The following is an 18,319-nucleotide window of genomic DNA, read 5'->3' as shown; positions in this document are numbered from 1 at the left end:
TCAACCATGACGACCATAATCAACTATATTAGTCACGGAGACAGAAGACCTCCCAATCTGCCAGACCCCGATGACCTCTGATCAATTGACCAAAACCGCCGCACACCTGTCGCTGACAATCCTGATTGCAGCTTTCGGAGGTAGCCTGTTCTATTTCGCGGGCCTTCCCGCCGCCTGGCTGTCAGGCGCAATGGTCTTTGTCGCCGCGGCAACGCTTGCGGGCGTTCCGACAGTCATGCCGGATCCGCTGCGCGATGCACTGTTTGTCGTCATCGGCGTGTCCATGGGTGCCGGTGTTAGTCCCGATGTCGTCGAGCGGATCGCGGAGTGGCCAGTGTCGATGGCGCTTCTGCTCGTGGTGGTCGTTTGCGTTACGCTGGCAGGCTATCTGGTGCTGCATTTCGGAGCCAAATGGTCGCGGGAAACGGCTTTTTTCGGCGCAATACCAGGGGCGCTGTCCTATGTGATCGCGCTTGCGACGGACCGTGGCGCCGATCTTCCCCGGATCGCATCGAGCCAGTCGCTGAGATTGTTCGTTCTGGTCGCCATCCTGCCTTTTGCCGTCGTATCGACAAGCGGCACCGTCGACGGGGAAGGGGGGGTGATCGAGGCATCCAGCTGGTTTGAGATCATTATTGGATTGCCACTTTGCCTGCTTGCAAGCCTCGTGGCACATAAGCTGAACGTGCCGGGCGGCCTGATGACAGGCGCGTTTTTCATGAGCGCCGGACTGAATGCCTCGGGCGCCTGGACACTCGTGCTGCCCTTTTATCTTGTTCTGCCGTGTTTCGTCCTGATGGGCGCGATGATCGGCTGCCGCTTCGGCGCTATGACTTTCAGGCAATTCGTCTCTGTTTTAGGTGCCTCAATCGCGGCGTTCAGCGCAGCATTCATGATGTCTATTCTCGGGGCCCTGCTGATTTCATCCCTGGTTGATATTCCATTTGGTCAGGCTTTATTGGCTTATGCGCCTGGTGGACTTGAGGTCATGACGCTTCTGGCGTTCATTCTCGATCTGGACCCGGCCTTTGTCGCAGCACACCAGATTGCGCGCTTCACCGGCATGATACTGTTGCTGCCGCTGATCACGGGGTTGGTACTCGGGCGGCCGAAATCGTGAAAACACCGGATCAACCGGTGTCTCCCGGATAGGGTTCTTGCGGGATCGTCTTTGAAGTGTAGCGGGGACCGTATCTGATTGTCGGGCGCACCCGGCAAAAAAACAGGACGCCCTGGACCCATCACGAAGGTCCAGGGCGCCCCGATGCGTTTGTACCTCTGCTCAGGCCGCTGATGCCAGGCCGTGCTGTTCCAGCTGGGACCTGAGATCCGCAATGTGATCCAGGTTCAGCGGGAATTGCAGGGTTGTTGTGTCGTCATCCGTCACAGCAACGCGCGCTTCGATGGCCGCAGTCAATTCACTGCATTCGAACACGACACGCGTGCCGGGAGCCACGTCGAGTTTTTCGGAAACCGTGCAGAACGCAGACGAGATTTTCAGGGTGCGGGCACTGATCTGCCTGCCGCCGATTTCCAGCGTTGCCGGCCAGTCGACGTCATAGATCCGGTAGGTCTCGTCGTCGCCCCGGTTGGCAATCGCATCGAGGAAAGTTTCCACCTCGTCACCCAGAAGCACCGCCTCGTCATAGACCACCGAGCTGCCTTCCTTCACCATTTGGGAGGAGTTGGCTGTGTCTTCGGAGTTCTGCCGCATGACAGAAACGCTGTCGCGCACGCGCGCCGCGCTGCTTGAGACCGTCTCCATGCTGCGTGCGATTTCGGATGTGGCGCTTTCCTGCTGCGTGACCGACGATGCAATGCTGGTGGCGACATCGTTGATTTCGCGAACGGTTCCGTAGATTTCGCCGATGGACTGTTCAGCGCTTTGCGCTGTGCGCTGAACGGCCCCCACCTGGTTGCTGATTTCTCCGGTTGCCCGGGAAGTCTGCGCTGCCAGTTCCTTGACTTCGGAGGCAACGACTGCGAAGCCCTTGCCGGCTTCCCCGGCACGCGCTGCCTCGATCGTCGCATTGAGCGCCAAAAGGTTGGTCTGGTCGGCGATTTCACGGATCAGGTCGACAACACTGGTGATCTGGTCCGAGGCCGTGACAAGTTCGGTGAAGTTGGACTTCGTTTCTTCCGCACGGTCCGAAGCGCGCGCCGCGATTTCAGCCGAGTGATCCGCGTTTCGGCGAATCTCCTGAATGGAGGAAATCAGTTCTTCGGCAGCCGAAGACACCGTTGCCACCATGGAGGAAGTGTCGCTGGCTTCCTTGTCGAGCACGGTCGCCTGATTGGTCGAGTTGTCGGAAGTTTGCGTCAGCGTTTCAGCCGTGTCGGACATTTCCGTTGAGGACTGGGACATGCGCTTGAAGATGCCCCGGATCGTGTTGCCGAAAATGCCGATCATCTGATCCAGTTCGTCCCGGCGCCTGTTCGTTTGCTCACGGTTCTTTTCCTGCGCTTCGCGCATGGCTTGCCTTTCAACCAGTCCATCCCGGAAAACCATGACGGCGCGGGTCATTTCGGCGATTTCGTCCTTGCCTTTCAGCGCAGGGATCGCGGTGTCGAGGCGATTGTGCGAAAGGTCATCCATCGTCCGGGATAGCCCGTTGACCGGGCCGCTGATCATCCGTCCGAGCGCGATGGCAACGGCAAGCCCGATAGCAAAGCCGATTGCAGTTCCTCCCAGCGAGAACATGATTGAACTCGCGGTCTGCTCATGAACCTTCGCTTCCAGCTTGTGTTCCGCGTCGATGGCAAATTTTTTGATCGCGGTAAGGTCATCGGCAATAATTTTCGCTTCCGCGAACATCACGTCATGTTCCAGGTGGCGGATGTCCTTCTCAAGTGCCCGAAACTCGTTGAGAGCGCTTACATAGACCTCAATCTGTTGAAGGGCGTCGTCAACGAGCTTCTTGTCCTCGCCGTCGAGCTTTTTCATGGCATCGCTGGTCAGGTCTTTCTTGACCCGGTCGATTTCCGAGAGCGCGTAGTCGAGTTCAGATTCCATACCGGAATAGACGAAGCGGTTGGCGTGATCGCGTGCGATCAGGAGATGGATCATCGCATCGGTCACGAGTTCGACCGTTTCGGAAGGCTTGCCGCTTTTGGAATCCTTCTCCTGCTTGTGCTTGAAGACTGTCACGATTTCGTATTGCAGCTTGTCGCCGGCCTTATGCAGGCTGTTGTCGACAATGTCCTTTTGCAGTGCACGCTCGTGGGCAACCTTCTGGAAATTTTCCCAATAGATCTCAACGTGTTTGCGCGCATCTTCGAGCCGTTCGATCTCTTCGGGCACATGAAGCTTCTTGATCTTTTCGTCGATGTGTGCAACCACCTTCGTGTGGGCTGCATCGACATGCTGAAGCTTGTCATCGGATGAATTCTCGACGAACTCGATGGCCTTTATCTCCATTTCGGAAAAGGCCTGCGTGAGGTCGGCCGCCGCGGCAAGCGCGTTGCCATGTTCGGTGAACTCGGTGAATTCATGATCCAGCGTGTTGAACATCATGGCGGATTTCCCGCCGAGGAATGCCATGATGAGCAGTAAAACGCCGAAGGCGAGCAGAAGTTTCTGCGTCAGCCGCATGTTGTAGAACCAGGCCACGATTGTCCCCTCCAAATGCGTGGGTGAGAATTCGATCAGTTCGACGTGAGTCCGCTCACTGTCTCGATCAGGTCTTCATTGGTGAAAGGCTTCTTCAGGACCGCATCGGCCTGAGACGTCGAAAGTTGCAACGCCTCCTTCGCCGGAATGCCGGCGCCCCCGCCCGACATCGCGATGACTTTGGGACCGGCCTTGGCCGACTTGAGTGCATACACCACGTCCGTTCCATCGGAGGCCGGCATCATGATGTCGGTAATCACCAGGTCGAATTGTTTCTTGGAAACAATTTCGAGCCCCTTGTTGCCGTCATCGGTCTCAACAACCTCGTGTCCCGCTTTGCGAAGCGTTGCCGCAATCGCGTGCCGGACGGGCTGCATATCGTCAATCAGTAGAATCTGACACATTATACCGTCGCTCCCAGACCTACCGAAATACAACCCTACGTAATTTTCTGTAGATCTATAGTAAACATACAACCGATTCCGTCTCCATCTGGTTGTATGAGGCCATCACTGACTATAATATTTCCACCAACTTTATTAATAATTTGCAAAACGACGGAAAGGCCAAGGCCGGATCCGTTTTTTTCTTTTTTGCTAGAGTAAAATGGAGTGAATACTTTATCTCGTAACGTTTTTGGAATGCCGGGACCGTTGTCGGCAATCGAAATTCTCACTCTTGAGTCTTCGAATTCAGAGAGTTCTATACGTATTATCCCTATATTCTTGGTTGCCTGGGCTGCGTTGGTGACAATGTTGATGATTACTTGTGCAAACAAGGTTTCACTAATTGGAACACGCAAGTCTTTTGCAGGTGTCTCGAAATCGGTTTCCAGTGTGATCGTCGGCGGCAGCATCAGGCGCACAAGTTCGACCGCACGGATCAGTCCGTCGGGAAGCATGGTGACGTCCGAACTGTCGTGAAATTTTCCACGTGACAGTCCCAACAGGTTGTTCGACAGGTCCGCAGCCTGTCGTGCGCTATAGAGAGAAACTTCCAGATCCTTGCGGATCGCCGGGTCCGCAATGTCGGGCAGATGCAGGGAAATGAGGCTTGTGATGGGGTGCAAAAGATTGTTGAGCTGATGGGCAAGCGCACCTGATGCCGTGCCAAGAGCTTCCAGCCTGTTCTGAGCCAGGTCTCTTTCGGTGCGCAGCCGTTCCTTCGTGATGTCCCTTTGGATCCCCAGGAAAGCCGAGAGGTCTCCCGACTTGTCGAAAATCGGTGCCATCCTCAGCGCATTGATAAACGGCTCCCCGGACTTCTTGTAGTTCAGGAGGACGACATCGACAGGCAAGCGCTCGGCGATGGCCTTCCTGATTATTGAAACATCGTCCTGGTTTGTGTCCTCTCCCTGAAGGAAGCGGCAGTTTCTCCCGAGTGCTTCCTCGGAGCCGTATCCCGTGGTCTCGCAAAAAGACGGATTGACGTAGGTGAGTGGCAGATCCGGTTGTCGCGCGTCGGAGAGGCTGATCGTGTCGGGCGATCCTTCAAGCAGTGACTTCAGCAGATCGGGCGAGTCGCCGAGTATGGTTTCCAGGGCCTGATATCCTTGATCCGATTGCTTTTGCATATTCGCCTCGCCCTCCTACGTCATCGTGGCGTCGTTGGAGAAGGGTAGGCACAGAAATGCAAAAACGGAAGACCGGATCAGCCGCGGTGCACGAAGTGCAGATCCTTGAATGAACGCCGCCATTCACCCACGCGCCCCGCCATTGCCTGCGGATCGTTGGACCGCAGCGCTTCGGCGATCAGGCGGGCGAGTTCGGGCATGTCGAACTCCTGCATACCCCAGCGCACGAGTTCGGGCGTGCCGAAGCGGAGCCCGTTCATGTCACCATCAATCTCGGCTATCGGAAGGCCGATGCCGCAGGCAAGGAAACCGGCTTCGCGAAGCTTCTTGGAAGCTGTTTGTCCGCCGCCGAACGGGGCCGCTGCCAGAGCGAACTGATGAGATGCCGTATAGCCCTGTTTCGTTGAAAAGACCGGCAGGCCTTCCTCGGCGAGGGCGGATGCAAGAGCCGTTGCAGTGGAGACCATCTTTTGCGCATAGGCTGTGCCGAATTCCCGCCAGTCCAGCAGGGAGATGGCCAGTGCTGCGGACTTGGCAGCATCGAAATTCGCTGTGAGGCCCGGAAAAGCGATGGCGTCGAGCTTTTGCGAGAGGTTTTTGTCATTGGTCACGATGAGCCCGCCGGCCGGTCCGCCCAGGCTTTTATATGTGCTCATGGTCATCAGATGGGCACCTTCGGCCAATGGGTCGGCAAATACGCCGCCGGCGATCATGCCGCATTGATGCGCTGCGTCGAACAGGACATGAGCGCCGACTTCGTCGGCAATCGCGCGGATTTCGGACACCGGATGGGGAAAGAGGTTGAGGCTCATTCCGATCGTGATGAGCCGGGGACGCAATTCAAGTGCCTGCGTGCGCAGCCCGTCCAGGTCGATGGTGTATCCGTCCGGATCGACCGGCGCTTCGACGATTGTGAGCCCGTATAATCCCGCGCAGCCCGGCGCATGATGGGTGACATGCCCGCCGACCGACGCAGGCGGTGCAATGATCGTGTCTCCAGGCTTTGTCGTCGCCATGAAGGCATAAAGATTGGCGAGCGCACCCGATGCGACCCGGATTTCTGAATGCGTTGCATTAAAGATCTCGCAGGCAAGGTCGGCGGCGATCACCTCGATCTCCTCGATTGCCTCAAGCCCCATTTCATATTTGTCGCCAGGATAGCCGAGAGAAGGGCGCGACCCGAGACCGCTGGCCAGAAGCGCCTCCGCCTTCGGATTCATGACGTTTGTCGCTGGATTGAGATTGAAGCAGTCCCGCTCGTGGATGTCCCGGTTCATATCGACCAGTTCATCGATACGCTGCGCGATCTGGTCGGACGACCGCAGACGGGTCGCCTCTAAAATCAAGTCGATCCGCTGTGCCACGCCTTGCGGCAACCAGGGCCGGAGCTCATGTACTGACATTCAAATTCCTCCAAAGGGTGCCGGCCGAACGTGACCCTTTGCTTGTGTTTTGGCAAATCAGAATTTAGAAAAGTAAGGGCTAGAAAATTTAGGTCTTATTATGCCTGTCGCACCACCGATACCACGCATTCCCTCGCTCAACGCGCTTCGTGCTTTCGAAGCGTCGGCGAGGTTGGGGGGCTTTGCGCTCGCTGCGGAGGAACTGAACGTCACACCCGGCGCTGTCGCCGCTCAAGTCAAATCGCTTGAACAGGAAATTGGCGCGTCGCTTTTCGTCCGTAACGCCCGGGGCGTAGAACTTACTCCCGTCGGTCAAAGGTCCACGCGGGCATTTGTGGAAGTCTTTGATTCTCTGAGCCAGGCAGTACGGGAGCTCAGACAGGACGCCGCGCCGCAAAAGGTACACATAGCGGCCTTGCCGGCCCTGGCGCAGCTCTGGCTCGCGCCGCGGCTGCCAGGTCTGCGCGCCAGAATTCCCGATCTCGATGTCTCCGTCACTGCATTGGAAACTCCGCCAAATCTCAAACGTGTCCCATTTGATCTTTGCCTGTTCTACAGCGACGTCGTTCCGCAAGGAGGTGTGCAGCTCCAAAAGGATGAACTGCTGCCGGTTTGTTCGCCCGAATGTGCGCGTCACCTCAAACGGCCCGCGGACCTCAACAAGGTTGCCTGTCTGACGGACACCGCCTGGGTTGACGACTGGGCCATTTGGGCAGCGCATGCATGTCCGGGGATAGGGCTCGTGCCGCGCGGACCGGTGTTCTCGCTGTATTCCCTGGCGGTCGAAGAGGCTATCAGCGGAGCTGGGGTCCTGATGGGCCACACATCCCTGGTCGAGCAGCATTTGAGATCCGGCGCACTTGTCGCTCCATTCCCGAAAAGGGTACCGTTGCCTCGCGCAATTACAATGTGGCGACTACCGGAAGGGCGAAGCAGCGAGGTCGAGGCGGAACTGCAAAGATTGTCGGGCAACGTCGATTGAACGCCCCGATCCTGACTTACGACCGCACCCTGTTGCTGCGCCACAGAATAAACAGGCCGGACGCGACGATAACACCGCAACCGATCATCATCTGAATGTCGACCGTTTCGCCAAACCAGACAACGCCGAGCAACATGCCGAAAAGCAGCCGTGAATAGCGGAACGGCGTGACCGCAGCCACCTCCCCGGTGCGCATGGCTTTCATGAGTGAGGTATAGGCGACCACACCGAGCGCGACTGCTGCCGCGAGCGCCTGCAGATGAGATTGCGTGGGCACAATCACAATCGGTTGCTCCCAGAAGTAGAACAGAATGCCGGCAATGATGATGGTGATGAAACCGTAAAATCCGAGCACGTTCGTGCTCAATGTCGCGGGCGCTGCCCGGCTTGCCAGGTCACGGCCGGAAAATCCGAGCATTCCGATCACCGCCAGCAAGGAGAGCAGGGAAAAACTGTCGCCGGCCGGGCGTAGCACGATCAGGACGCCAACCAACCCGATGACAATTGCGCTCCAGCGTCGCCAGCCGACACTCTCTCCAAAGAAGAGGGCAGCGCCAAGCACGACGAAGATAGGTGTGGCCTGCAGGATCGCCGTGGTCGAGGAAAGCGGCGTCAAGGCAAGCGCGAGGATATAGAACAGGCGTCCGACAAGCTCAAAAACGAACCGTATCTTCATGACGGGCGACAAGACGTCTGCGTGAAACACGGTTTCCCGCTTCAGCCTGGCAAGACCCCAAAACGCAAGGGCTCCACCGAGCCCGAACAGGATCAGAACCTGGCTCACGGGCAAGTCCTTCGCGGCTTGCTTGACGAACGCATCCTCCAGAGCAAAGGCCGCCATCGCGGCGATCATCCAGAGACTGCCGGCCAGGTTCGGAGAAAGGAGGGCTGATTTGAAAGATCGAACGGTCAATGGCGGGCCCGAAATGAAGGGTGTCGGTTACAAGGTGGCGTGAACGCGGCCGGGAAATGGAACAGTCCATTCGCTGCGACGCTTACCACGAATTGCTATCGCTTCATTCAGAAAACGACAGTGTCAGCAGTCCTTTATGATTGGTTCAAAGTGGTAGGCACGTTTACTTCCGGACAAGGGGGAAGTGCGAAACCGGGCCTCCCTAATCGCGCAAAATACGCAGAACTACGTTGCGACACTCTGCCTGCCGTGTGCGACATTGTGCATGCAACTTTCGCATCTTCGAATGCAGTAAGACCCCTCTTGATATGAATCAACGCGGCTCACAGGGAGTCGTGTGCATGGTCGTGCCATCGTTGGCACCTTGCATGGATTCTAATAACTGGGGCGCTGAAATGGCACAAAAAAAGACCGGTCTGGTCTCACTCGAGGAGGGTGGATTCGCCATCTTCCTCGTGCTGCTTGCATTCGTCTGCATCATCATCGCAGGCAAGACCTTTGATCAGGTCATGGCTTTTCACGCTGGCCTTGGCGCGCTTTTCGCCGCTGTCAGCGTTTTCATGATCTTCAAGAACTACTTTGACGACGGCGGGGAGCCTATCCCGGCGGAAATCAACGGAAAACCCAACTACAATATCGGGCCGATCAAATTCGGTGCGGTTGCCGCCATGTTCTGGGGCGTCGCAGGATTTCTGGTCGGGCTGATCATTGCGCTTCAGCTCGCCTGGCCGGCGCTGAACTTCGATCTTCCCTGGACGAATTTCGGCCGCCTGCGCCCGCTGCACACCTCGGCGGTGATTTTTGCGTTCGGTGGCAACGTTCTGCTGGCAACGTCCATGTACGTGGTTCAGAGAACCTGCCGGGTACGCATGCCGGGCAAAATCCTGCCCTGGTTCGTGATCCTGGGCTACAACGCCTTCATCGTCATTGCCGGAACGGGCTACCTGCTGGGCGCGACCCAGTCCAAGGAATACGCCGAGCCGGAATGGTATGCCGATTTGTGGCTGACCGTCGTCTGGGTGCTCTATCTGCTGCTCTTCCTCGGCACGCTCTGGAAGCGCAAGGAGCCGCATATCTACGTGGCCAACTGGTTCTACCTCGCGTTCATCGTCACGATCGCCCTGCTGCACGTGACCAACAATCTGACGATCCCGGTCTCGATCTATTCGACCAAGTCCTACATCGTCTGGGCTGGTGTACAGGATGCGATGGTGCAGTGGTGGTATGGCCATAACGCCGTCGGCTTCTTCCTGACTGCCGGCTTCCTGGCCATCATGTACTACTTCATTCCCAAGCGCGCTGAGCGGCCGGTCTATTCCTACCGGCTTTCGATTGTGCACTTCTGGGCGCTGATTTTCATCTACATCTGGGCTGGTCCGCACCACCTGCACTACACGGCGCTGCCGCAATGGGCTTCAACGCTCGGTGCGACCTTCTCGATCATCCTGTGGATGCCCTCCTGGGGCGGCATGATCAACGGTCTGATGACGCTCTCCGGCGCATGGGACAAGCTGAGAACCGACCCGGTTCTGCGCATGATGGTGGTGTCCGTCGCTTTCTACGGGATGTCGACCTTCGAAGGCCCGCTGATGAGCCTGCGCTCGGTCAACTCCCTGTCGCACTATACGGACTGGACCATCGGTCACGTTCATTCCGGTGCACTCGGCTGGGTGGGATACATCTCCTTCGGCGCGCTCTACTGCCTGATCCCCTGGCTTTGGAACAAGAAGAGCCTTTATTCGCTGAAACTGGTGAACTGGCACTTCTGGCTGTCGACGCTCGGCATCGTCCTCTACATCACCGCGATGTGGGTCTCCGGGATCATGCAGGGTCTGATGTGGCGTGCCTACGACAACCTCGGTTTCCTGGAATACTCCTTCGTTGAAACCGTGGAAGCGATGCATCCCTTCTACATCATCCGTGCTCTCGGAGGTGCGCTCTTCGTGCTCGGCTCCCTGATCATGGCCTACAATCTCTGGATGACCGTCCGTCATGGCGAGGCTGAAGAAGCCGACACCACGCCGGCTGGCTCCCTGGCTCCGGCCGAATAAGGGAGGGACACGAAATGTCTGCATGGAAAAAACACGAAGTCTTCGAGAAGAACTCCTTTGTCCTTCTGGTCGGTATTCTGGTCGCGGTCTCCATCGGTGGCCTGGTCGAAATCGCGCCGCTTTTCTACCTGAAGAGCACGATCGAGAAGACCGAGGGGATGCGTCCCTATACGCCGTTGGAACTCGCCGGGCGCGACATCTACATCCGCGAGGGCTGCTATCTGTGCCACTCGCAGATGGTCAGGCCGATGCGCGATGAACTGGAGCGCTATGGACACTATTCGCTGGCGGCCGAAAGCATGTACGACCATCCGTTCCAGTGGGGGTCCAAACGGACAGGACCGGATCTGGCGCGGGTTGGCGGGAAGTATTCCGACGACTGGCACGTCGAGCACCTGATCGACCCCCGGTCGCTGGTTCCGGCCTCCATCATGCCTGGATATCCGTTCCTTGCCGAAAACAGGTTGGAAACCCGCGATATCAAGGCGTCGCTGTCGGTGAACTCTTTCATCGGCGTTCCCTACACGGACGCGCAGATCGAAAACGCCGTGTCGGATGTCCTTGGTCAGGCAATGCCGGATTCGGACGCAGCCTATGATTTCGAAGAACGGTGGCCGACCGCGACCGTTCGCGACTTTGACGGCAATCCGCGGGAAGTCACAGAGATGGACGCGCTTGTCGCGTATCTCCAGGTGCTCGGCACCATGGTCGACTTTTCCATCTACGACGATGCGGCAAACTCGAGGTAAGAGCCATGAACGAGACGTATAGCGCTTTCGCCGGCTTCGCTCAGACCTGGGGCCTCATCTATTTCATGATCATGTTTGGCATCGTGCTGGCCTACGTCATGTGGCCGAAGAACCGAAAAAAGTTCGACGATGCTGCTCAGATCCCGTTCCGCGAGGACTGATCCATGTCAGACACACACAACAAGGAAGTCGACCAAATCTCCGGGGTCGAGACCACGGGCCACGAATGGGACGGCCTTAAGGAATTGAACAACCCGTTGCCGAAATGGTGGCTCTACATTTTTTATGCCACCGTTGTCTGGGCGGTAATCTACTGGGTTCTCTATCCCTCGTGGCCACTGGTGTCCTCTTACACAAAGGGCGTCTTGGGAGCGAACCAGAGGCAGGAAGCGACCGCCGCCTATGACAAGGGTGTCGCTGACCGGGCCCAATTCGCCGACAAGATCGTTGCAGCGTCTCTGGAAGCGATCACCCAGGACCAGGACTTGCTGCAATACGCACTGGCCAACGGCCAGGCGGCATTCGGCGACAATTGCGCGCCGTGTCATGGTTCCGGTGGAACGGGCGCGGAAGGCTATCCGAACCTTCAGGACGACACCTGGATCTGGGGCGGTAAGCTGGACGACATCCACACGACGCTGCTCTACGGCATCCGGTCCGACAACGACGATGGCCGGTTCGGCGACATGCCGGCCTTCGGAGCTGACGAGTTGCTCACCCGTGAGGAAATCAATCAGGTGTCCAACTTCGTCGCCTCGCGTGCCGGCGTCGAAACCGATGCCGACGTCGATCTTGCGGCCGGGCAGGTCCTTTATGAAGACAATTGCGCCGCGTGCCATGGCGACAATCTGGAAGGGATCCAGGAAGTTGGTGCACCAAGCCTGATGTCAGCCAATTACCTTTATGGAAATTCGCTGGACGACATCAAGGCGCAGGTGGCGGCACCGCGGAATGGTGTGATGCCGGGATGGGTTGAACGCCTGGATCCGGCGACCATCAAATCGCTCACCGTCTATGTGCACTCCTTCGGCGGAGGACAATAGCGACGCTGAAATGGTGCGGCAAAAGCGCCGGACTGGCCAAAAACTTTGATCCGGCGCAAGGTGTGACGCTTTGCGCCGGGTTAACTTCAAAAGACGCTGATTAAGATCGGCACCCGGAAGCGGGCTCCACCCGCTCCGGAACTCAATGAGATCCTATTGGGGCAGGATCGCGTTAAAGAGGACGGACGGTATGTCTGCGGACACCGAAACGCATGAGGGCGGGCACTCCGAAGAGTGGTTTGCGTCGGCCAAGAAAATTTACCCCATGGCAACCCACGGCCTGTTCCGCAGGATCAAGTGGACATTGCTGTTTATCACGCTCGGCATCTACTACTTCCTGCCGTTCATCCGCTACGACCGCGGACCTGACGCGCCGGGACAGGCAGTCCTGATCGACATGGAACATGCCAGGGCCTACTTCTTCTTCATCGAAATCTGGCCGCAGGAAGTTTATTACCTGACAGGCTTGCTGATCATCGCCTCCATCGCGCTCTTCTTGATGAATGCGGTCGCCGGCCGGATCTGGTGCGGATACCTGTGCCCGCAAACCGTGTGGACCGATCTCTTCTTGTGGGTCGAACGCAAGGTTGAGGGCGACCGGCGGGAACGCATTGCGCTCGACAAGGACCCCTGGACATTCGGCAAGATCCGCAAACGCGCCACCAAGCACTTTTTCTGGCTGATGATTGCCTGGTGGACGGGCGGAGCCTGGGTGCTCTACTTCAACGACGCACCCACGCTTGTCTGGCAGCTGCTGACCTTTCAGGCCCCGATGATCGCCTATGTCTGGATTGGTATCCTGACCACGACAACCTATCTGCTCGCCGGTTTCATGCGCGAGCAGGTCTGCATTTATATGTGTCCGTGGCCGCGCATCCAGGCCGCCCTCACGGATGAAAAAGCGCTCAACGTCACGTATCGGTGGGACCGGGGGGAACCGCGCGGTTCCTTGAAACACAATAAGGAACTCGCCGCCCAGGGCATGCCTGCGGGTGACTGCATCGACTGTTATCAGTGTTTTCAGGTTTGTCCGACGGGTGTCGACATTCGAAAAGGCATGCAGCTCGACTGCATTCAATGCGGTCTTTGCATCGACGCCTGCGACAACATCATGAACAAGATCGGCAAGCCGACCGGCCTGATCGCCTATGACACCGACGAAAACATCGAGCGCCGGATCGAGGGCAAGGAACCCGTCTACGACATCGTGCGCGTACGCACGGTTGTTTATGCCGCGCTAATCGCCTTTGTCGGCGCAATCATGCTGTTCACACTGCTCAATCGGGATTTTGCCGATATCAGCGTGCTTCACGACCGCAATCCGGTGTTTGTCGAGCAATCCGATGGCTCAGTGCGAAACGGCTATACGGTTCGCCTGTCCAACAAACGGCGTCACACCAGGGCCTTCATGCTTCACGTCGAAGGCATGCCCCCGAACACCCTGGTTGAGGCCGTAGGTGCCGATTCAACATTCGCCGGACGTCCGATTATCGAGGTAGGACCCGACACAACGCGGGAAGTACGTGTGCTGGTCAGCTCACCGTCCTGGGAAAAGATGCCGCAATCAACACCGGTCACCTTCCGCATCACGGAAAGCGTCATGGGTGAAGTTGTGACAACGAAAGATACTTTTAAAGCACCCGGTGAGCCTTGAGGAGAACGGAATGACGATGGTCCAGTCGAACATGAAAGATCCCAAGGCGATTACCGGCAAGACCGTTCTTGCGTGGCTCGCGTGTTTCTTTGGGGTTATCTTCGCCGCCAACGCGATCTTCATCTACCTTGCCCTCGGCACTTTCCCGGGCGTGGTCGTCGACAGTTCGTACGAAGCGGGGCAGGCCTATAATCAGGAGATTGCCGCCGCGAAGGCGCAAACGGAACGTAACTGGCAGATTTCGAGTGACATTGCGCGTTCAGGAAACGACGGCGCCAAGCTTGTTGTCACAGCCGCGGATGCTGAAGGTTCACCGCTTTATGGCGTCGAAATCAATGCGGTCTTGCGGCATCCTGCACAGGCGGACCTGGACAGGGAAACGGTTCTTCGCGCCGACGGCGGCGGGAAGTATGTCGCAGACGTGGAAGGGCTTCCAGCCGGCAATTGGACCCTGGTCCTTGAGATCGCACAGGACGGAGCCCGGAAATTCAGGTCGGAAAACCGGATTTTTCTGGCCAGCGAGTGAGATGAACTGGTGACAATACATCAGCGAGACTGGGAAGCGTTCGTTACGCCCGCAAAGGATGGCGCGGTCCATATGGACCTCGCAGTCGACGGCATCACCTGCGCCGCCTGTATGGGTGAAATCGAGCGTGGACTGAAGCGCCTGCCGGGCATTCGCAGTGCGCGTGTCAATCTCACCAGTCAACGGCTCGCGGTCGATTGGGTAGAAGACCAGACCGGTGCGGAAGAAATCGTCAGGGAGCTTTCAAGGCTCGGTTATACCGCTCACCCCTTTGATCCTGCGAGCCAGAAGGAGCGCCAGGACCAGACGGGAAAACAGCTTTTGCGGTGCCTGGCAGTCGCCGGGTTCGCGGGCATGAACATCATGCTGCTGTCGGTCTCCGTCTGGTCCGGTAACGCAACGGACATTACTCCGGAAACGCGCGACTTTTTCCATTGGCTTTCCGCGTTGATTGCGCTTCCGACGGTTGCCTATGCAGGCCGGCCCTTCGTCAGGAGCGCCTTCGGTGCGCTCGCTGCCGGGCGCTTGAACATGGATGTGCCGATTGTCATCGGTGTGTTCCTTGCCGTTGCGCTCTCCGTCGTACAGACGCTTCAGCACCATCACCACGCTTATTTCGAATCCGCGGTGATGCTGTTGTTCTTCCTGCTGGTGGGCCGCTATCTCGATCATAATATGCGCGGGCGTACCCGTTCCTTTGCGGAGAACATTGCCGCGTTGAAAGCCGAGGTTGCCGCCCGTATCGATATCGAAGGCAGCGTGCGCGAAGTGCCCTTGTCCAAAATCGACACGGGCGACCTCGTGCTGGTCGCCGGAGGGGAGCGTGTTCCTGTCGATGGCGTCGTTGAAACGGGCCAGTCTGATATTGATCAGAGCCTTGTAACCGGTGAAAGCATGCTGGTGCCGATCAACCCGGGCCAGAGGGTCTATGCCGGCACCATGAACGGTTCCGGCGCCCTGCATGTCCGGGTCGAAGCTGCTTCGGGCGCGACCTTGCTCGACGAAGTCAACAGGTTGCTGGAAACGGCCTCGCAGGCAAAATCCGCATATGTGCGCATAGCCGATCGCGCTGCCCGACTCTATGCGCCACTGGTGCACGGTGCCGCGGCGCTGACCTTCCTCGGCTGGTTGTTGGCAGGCATGACATGGCAGCCGGCGCTGGTGATCTCGATTTCGGTGCTCATCATCACGTGCCCGTGCGCATTGGGACTTGCGGTTCCTGCCGTACAGGTTGTTGCATCCGGACAGCTGTTCCGGTGCGGAATTCTGCTGAACTCCGGCGATGCGATCGAGCGTTTCGCGGACATCGATACGATCCTGTTCGACAAGACGGGGACGCTGACGCAGGCTGAGCCGGAACTGTTCGAAGACCTCGATCCGGAAGACGAGCTGATATCCCTTGGTGGGCGCCTCGCACTTGCCAGCCGTCATCCGCTTGCCACGGTGCTCGTGAAGGCAAGCGGCGCGATCGTGCCATTGCCGCATGTCGAAGAGGTTTCAGGGGCCGGTCTCAAAACCCTCCATGAAGGCGAAGAGCTTCGCCTCGGCAGTCCATCGTTCTGCGGTGTAGACGATGCTGAAACCGAGCGGGCGCTGAATTCTGTTCCCGGCGCTTCGATGCTTGCAATACGCCACGGCAACAAGCCCGCGCGCTTGCTTGCGTTCCGGCAAAGACTGAGATCCGACGCCAGCGAAGTGATCGACACGCTTCGCCAGCAGGGCTACGCAATCGAGATCGTTTCCGGCGATACGAAGCCGGCGGTAGCAGATTGTGCGCGTATCCTGGATGTTTCGGCCTGGCGCTCAGGCATGAAGCCGGCGCAAAAGATTGCAAGGCTCGAGGAACTGCAGGCCGACGGGCGAAAGGTGCTCATGGTTGGTGATGGTCTGAACGATGCGCCCGCACTTGCCGGAGCGCACGTATCGTTGTCGCCCGTTTCCGCCGTTCACCTCAGTCAGGCTGCCGCTGACGCTGTATTCCTGGGTGATCGCCTGATGCCGGTTGTTGATGCCCTGCGGCTCTCAAGGAAAGCGCGCGCGGCGATCGAACAGAACCTCTGGATTTCTGCGCTCTACAATGTGGTGGCCGTGCCGATTGCCGTCGCCGGATTCGTAACGCCGCTCATGGCAGCAGTCGCGATGTCGGCGTCTTCGCTTGCTGTGACAGCCAACGCGCTTAAGCTGAAATGGGGTGAGGGGAAGCAGTTTTCGTCACCAGTTGGGGGCACGGGTCAAATCGGTCGAGCAAGGGGAGGCGATAGCTGATGGACGTGCTCATTTTCCTGATTCCCATCGCGCTCTTTCTGGGTGCGCTCGGGCTTGCAGCGTTTCTCTGGTCTTTGAAGAGTGGTCAGTACGACGATCTGGAAGGCGCCAAATGGCGGATTCTCGATGACGATGATCTTCCCGGTGACAACAGATAAGGCTCAACGGCGCTATCCTGCAATTGCCTCAAACCAGAATGTTTGAAAGTGCCATGGCAACCGCCAGAAGCACGAGACCAATACCGGAAAAGAGCAGGATATTTTCGCGAGCACCGCTCGATCCGGGGGCGGACGGCTCGTGATTTCCCGTGAGCGTCTCGTCCTGTCTGCTCTGGTCCGGATCTGTGGTCATTAGGCTCGTGATCATTGATGAATGGCATCTCGTTTTGTTTCTGCATTCAGGATGACCGGGAGCTCTGAAAGTCACGTTAATCCGGAGCGCGTAAAAAGGTTAATTGCGGGCAACATTACCAAGTCATGAAGGCAGCCTTCGCATTAAACCTTTCAATGGGTTACCATTCTTAAGGTAACTGGCTTTCCGCTTTGTGGCCGGAGGCGAGGCAGATAACTCATTCTTCAGGATTTTGTGGCAAGACAGTCCGGAACAAAGGAGGAATGGGTGAGTCTGGATCTTGCCTCTTTGACGTTTTTGCTGGTCGAAGACAGCGCGTACATGCGTACGATCCTGCGCACAATGCTGCAGGGATTTGGCGCGCGCCGCATTGTTGAAGCCGAGGACGGGGCATCCGGTCTGGAGGCCATGGACCGTGCAAATCCGGATATTCTGATTCTGGACTGGGTGATGCCGATCCTTGACGGCGCGGACATGGTCCGCATGATCCGCAGCCCGAACAATCCGTTCGCCTACATTCCGATCATCATGGTAACGGCTCATACGGAGAGGAGCCGGATCGTCGAGGCCCGCAGGCTCGGTGTCCACGAATTGCTATCGAAGCCGATTTCGGCAAAGTCGCTTTACCAGCGCGTCTCGAGCGTGATCCTGCATCCCAGAGATTTTATCAAGACGGCAACCTATTTCGGACCGGCGCCACGTGAAATCAGAAACAGGCAGAAGATCTGGCAGGGCGGGCCTCCGGGTCAGGGGCAGCCAGATGGTGCCGGCGAAGCGCCTGAAAACGTGACTGCAATCGGCTAGTGCACTGAATTTTGACGGGCGTCAGGCAGCTGACTGGGCTGACGAGCCGGTTTCGCCAGCGATTTTCAGTGTCCCGGCTGCATTTGCCTCAAAAGCATCTGCAAACTGGGCCAATACGTCCAGGTCGACGGTATAATTGTCCAGAAGGAATTGTGACAGGGTCTCAATCGGAAGGTGCTGGTAGCCGTCTATCGCAGCCATCAGAGCTTCGGGTGTGTCCAGCCGTTCGCGCAGCTTAATCATTTTTGTCCGCTGAATTGAGTTTCCGCCAGCATGAGGATTTATGGTTAATACTGCGTAAATCTGACAGGCGCAAGAGTGAGAGATGCTCGTTTGACGGACGGTTTTGTCGGTCCACAAGCTTCTGGGGAAGACTTTTCGCAATAACTGGTAAT

Annotated in this window: 18 protein-coding genes; 11 read left to right on the top strand and 7 right to left on the bottom strand. The window is 57.6% G+C overall.

Annotated features, from left to right (window positions below):
• Positions 1–70: 70 nt before the first annotated feature.
• On the top strand, positions 71–1,120 hold the full coding sequence (locus Q0915_RS23325) for an AbrB family transcriptional regulator (RefSeq protein WP_299479640.1): 1,050 nt from the start codon (positions 71–73) through the stop codon (positions 1,118–1,120).
• 162 nt (positions 1,121–1,282) lie between these two features.
• Here Q0915_RS23325 and Q0915_RS23320 read toward each other — a convergent pair whose 3' ends face one another.
• The 4 genes from Q0915_RS23320 to Q0915_RS23305 form a co-directional block, all read right to left on the bottom strand.
• The gene (locus tag Q0915_RS23320; RefSeq protein ID WP_299479637.1) at positions 1,283–3,610 is read right to left on the bottom strand and encodes a methyl-accepting chemotaxis protein; all 2,328 of its coding nucleotides are present in this window, start codon (positions 3,608–3,610) and stop codon (positions 1,283–1,285) included.
• 35 nt (positions 3,611–3,645) lie between these two features.
• Positions 3,646–4,014: a response regulator gene (locus Q0915_RS23315; protein WP_299479634.1), complete on the bottom strand. Its 369-nt coding sequence runs from the start codon at positions 4,012–4,014 to the stop codon at positions 3,646–3,648.
• Between the two features lie 35 nt (positions 4,015–4,049).
• The gene (locus Q0915_RS23310) at positions 4,050–5,183 is read right to left on the bottom strand and encodes an ATP-binding protein (RefSeq protein ID WP_299479631.1); all 1,134 of its coding nucleotides are present in this window, start codon (positions 5,181–5,183) and stop codon (positions 4,050–4,052) included.
• A gap of 77 nt (positions 5,184–5,260) precedes the next feature.
• Complete coding sequence (locus Q0915_RS23305; RefSeq protein WP_299479628.1) at positions 5,261–6,586, bottom strand: aminotransferase class I/II-fold pyridoxal phosphate-dependent enzyme; 1,326 nt, start codon at positions 6,584–6,586, stop codon at positions 5,261–5,263.
• Between the two features lie 100 nt (positions 6,587–6,686).
• On the opposite strand from Q0915_RS23305, the gene Q0915_RS23300 reads away from it, so the two are divergent.
• On the top strand, positions 6,687–7,568 hold the full coding sequence (locus Q0915_RS23300) for a LysR family transcriptional regulator (RefSeq protein ID WP_299479625.1): 882 nt from the start codon (positions 6,687–6,689) through the stop codon (positions 7,566–7,568).
• Positions 7,569–7,584: 16 nt separating this feature from the next.
• Here Q0915_RS23300 and Q0915_RS23295 read toward each other — a convergent pair whose 3' ends face one another.
• Positions 7,585–8,481 (bottom strand): DMT family transporter, encoded by an 897-nt coding sequence (locus Q0915_RS23295; RefSeq protein WP_299479622.1) that lies wholly within the window; start codon positions 8,479–8,481, stop codon positions 7,585–7,587.
• A 395-nt stretch (positions 8,482–8,876) separates the two neighbouring features.
• On the opposite strand from Q0915_RS23295, the gene ccoN reads away from it, so the two are divergent.
• From ccoN to ccoS, 8 genes are all read left to right on the top strand, one after another.
• On the top strand, positions 8,877–10,532 hold the full coding sequence (gene ccoN / locus Q0915_RS23290; RefSeq protein ID WP_299479619.1) for a cytochrome-c oxidase, cbb3-type subunit I: 1,656 nt from the start codon (positions 8,877–8,879) through the stop codon (positions 10,530–10,532).
• Between the two features lie 14 nt (positions 10,533–10,546).
• The gene (ccoO, locus tag Q0915_RS23285; RefSeq protein ID WP_299479617.1) at positions 10,547–11,281 is read left to right on the top strand and encodes a cytochrome-c oxidase, cbb3-type subunit II; all 735 of its coding nucleotides are present in this window, start codon (positions 10,547–10,549) and stop codon (positions 11,279–11,281) included.
• Positions 11,282–11,286: 5 nt separating this feature from the next.
• Entirely contained in the window at positions 11,287–11,442 is a 156-nt protein-coding gene (locus Q0915_RS23280) for a cbb3-type cytochrome c oxidase subunit 3 (RefSeq protein WP_299479614.1), read from the top strand.
• A 3-nt stretch (positions 11,443–11,445) separates the two neighbouring features.
• Positions 11,446–12,324, top strand: coding sequence for a cytochrome-c oxidase, cbb3-type subunit III (gene ccoP, locus Q0915_RS23275; RefSeq protein WP_299479611.1), 879 nt, complete (start codon positions 11,446–11,448; stop codon positions 12,322–12,324).
• Positions 12,325–12,514: 190 nt separating this feature from the next.
• On the top strand, positions 12,515–13,978 hold the full coding sequence (gene ccoG, locus Q0915_RS23270; RefSeq protein ID WP_299479608.1) for a cytochrome c oxidase accessory protein CcoG: 1,464 nt from the start codon (positions 12,515–12,517) through the stop codon (positions 13,976–13,978).
• Positions 13,979–13,988: 10 nt separating this feature from the next.
• On the top strand, positions 13,989–14,504 hold the full coding sequence (locus Q0915_RS23265) for a FixH family protein (protein ID WP_299479605.1): 516 nt from the start codon (positions 13,989–13,991) through the stop codon (positions 14,502–14,504).
• 9 nt (positions 14,505–14,513) lie between these two features.
• Complete coding sequence (locus tag Q0915_RS23260) at positions 14,514–16,769, top strand: heavy metal translocating P-type ATPase (protein ID WP_299479602.1); 2,256 nt, start codon at positions 14,514–14,516, stop codon at positions 16,767–16,769.
• On the top strand, positions 16,769–16,927 hold the full coding sequence (ccoS, locus tag Q0915_RS23255; RefSeq protein ID WP_299479599.1) for a cbb3-type cytochrome oxidase assembly protein CcoS: 159 nt from the start codon (positions 16,769–16,771) through the stop codon (positions 16,925–16,927). The genes Q0915_RS23260 and ccoS overlap by 1 nt, the downstream gene beginning before the upstream one ends.
• A gap of 28 nt (positions 16,928–16,955) precedes the next feature.
• Here ccoS and Q0915_RS23250 read toward each other — a convergent pair whose 3' ends face one another.
• The gene (locus Q0915_RS23250) at positions 16,956–17,135 is read right to left on the bottom strand and encodes a hypothetical protein (protein WP_299479597.1); all 180 of its coding nucleotides are present in this window, start codon (positions 17,133–17,135) and stop codon (positions 16,956–16,958) included.
• Positions 17,136–17,387: 252 nt separating this feature from the next.
• Here Q0915_RS23250 and Q0915_RS23245 point away from each other — a divergent pair, with 252 nt between their 5' ends.
• The gene (locus Q0915_RS23245) at positions 17,388–17,924 is read left to right on the top strand and encodes a response regulator (RefSeq protein WP_299479595.1); all 537 of its coding nucleotides are present in this window, start codon (positions 17,388–17,390) and stop codon (positions 17,922–17,924) included.
• Positions 17,925–17,945: 21 nt separating this feature from the next.
• Here Q0915_RS23245 and Q0915_RS23240 read toward each other — a convergent pair whose 3' ends face one another.
• On the bottom strand, positions 17,946–18,167 hold the full coding sequence (locus Q0915_RS23240; protein WP_299479593.1) for a hypothetical protein: 222 nt from the start codon (positions 18,165–18,167) through the stop codon (positions 17,946–17,948).
• Between the last annotated feature and the right edge of the window lie 152 nt (positions 18,168–18,319).

It is taken from the genome of uncultured Roseibium sp. (assembly GCF_947494555.1).
Taxonomy (GTDB): Bacteria; Pseudomonadota; Alphaproteobacteria; order Rhizobiales; family Stappiaceae; genus Roseibium.
This window is presented reverse-complemented; position numbering and strand designations above follow the sequence as displayed.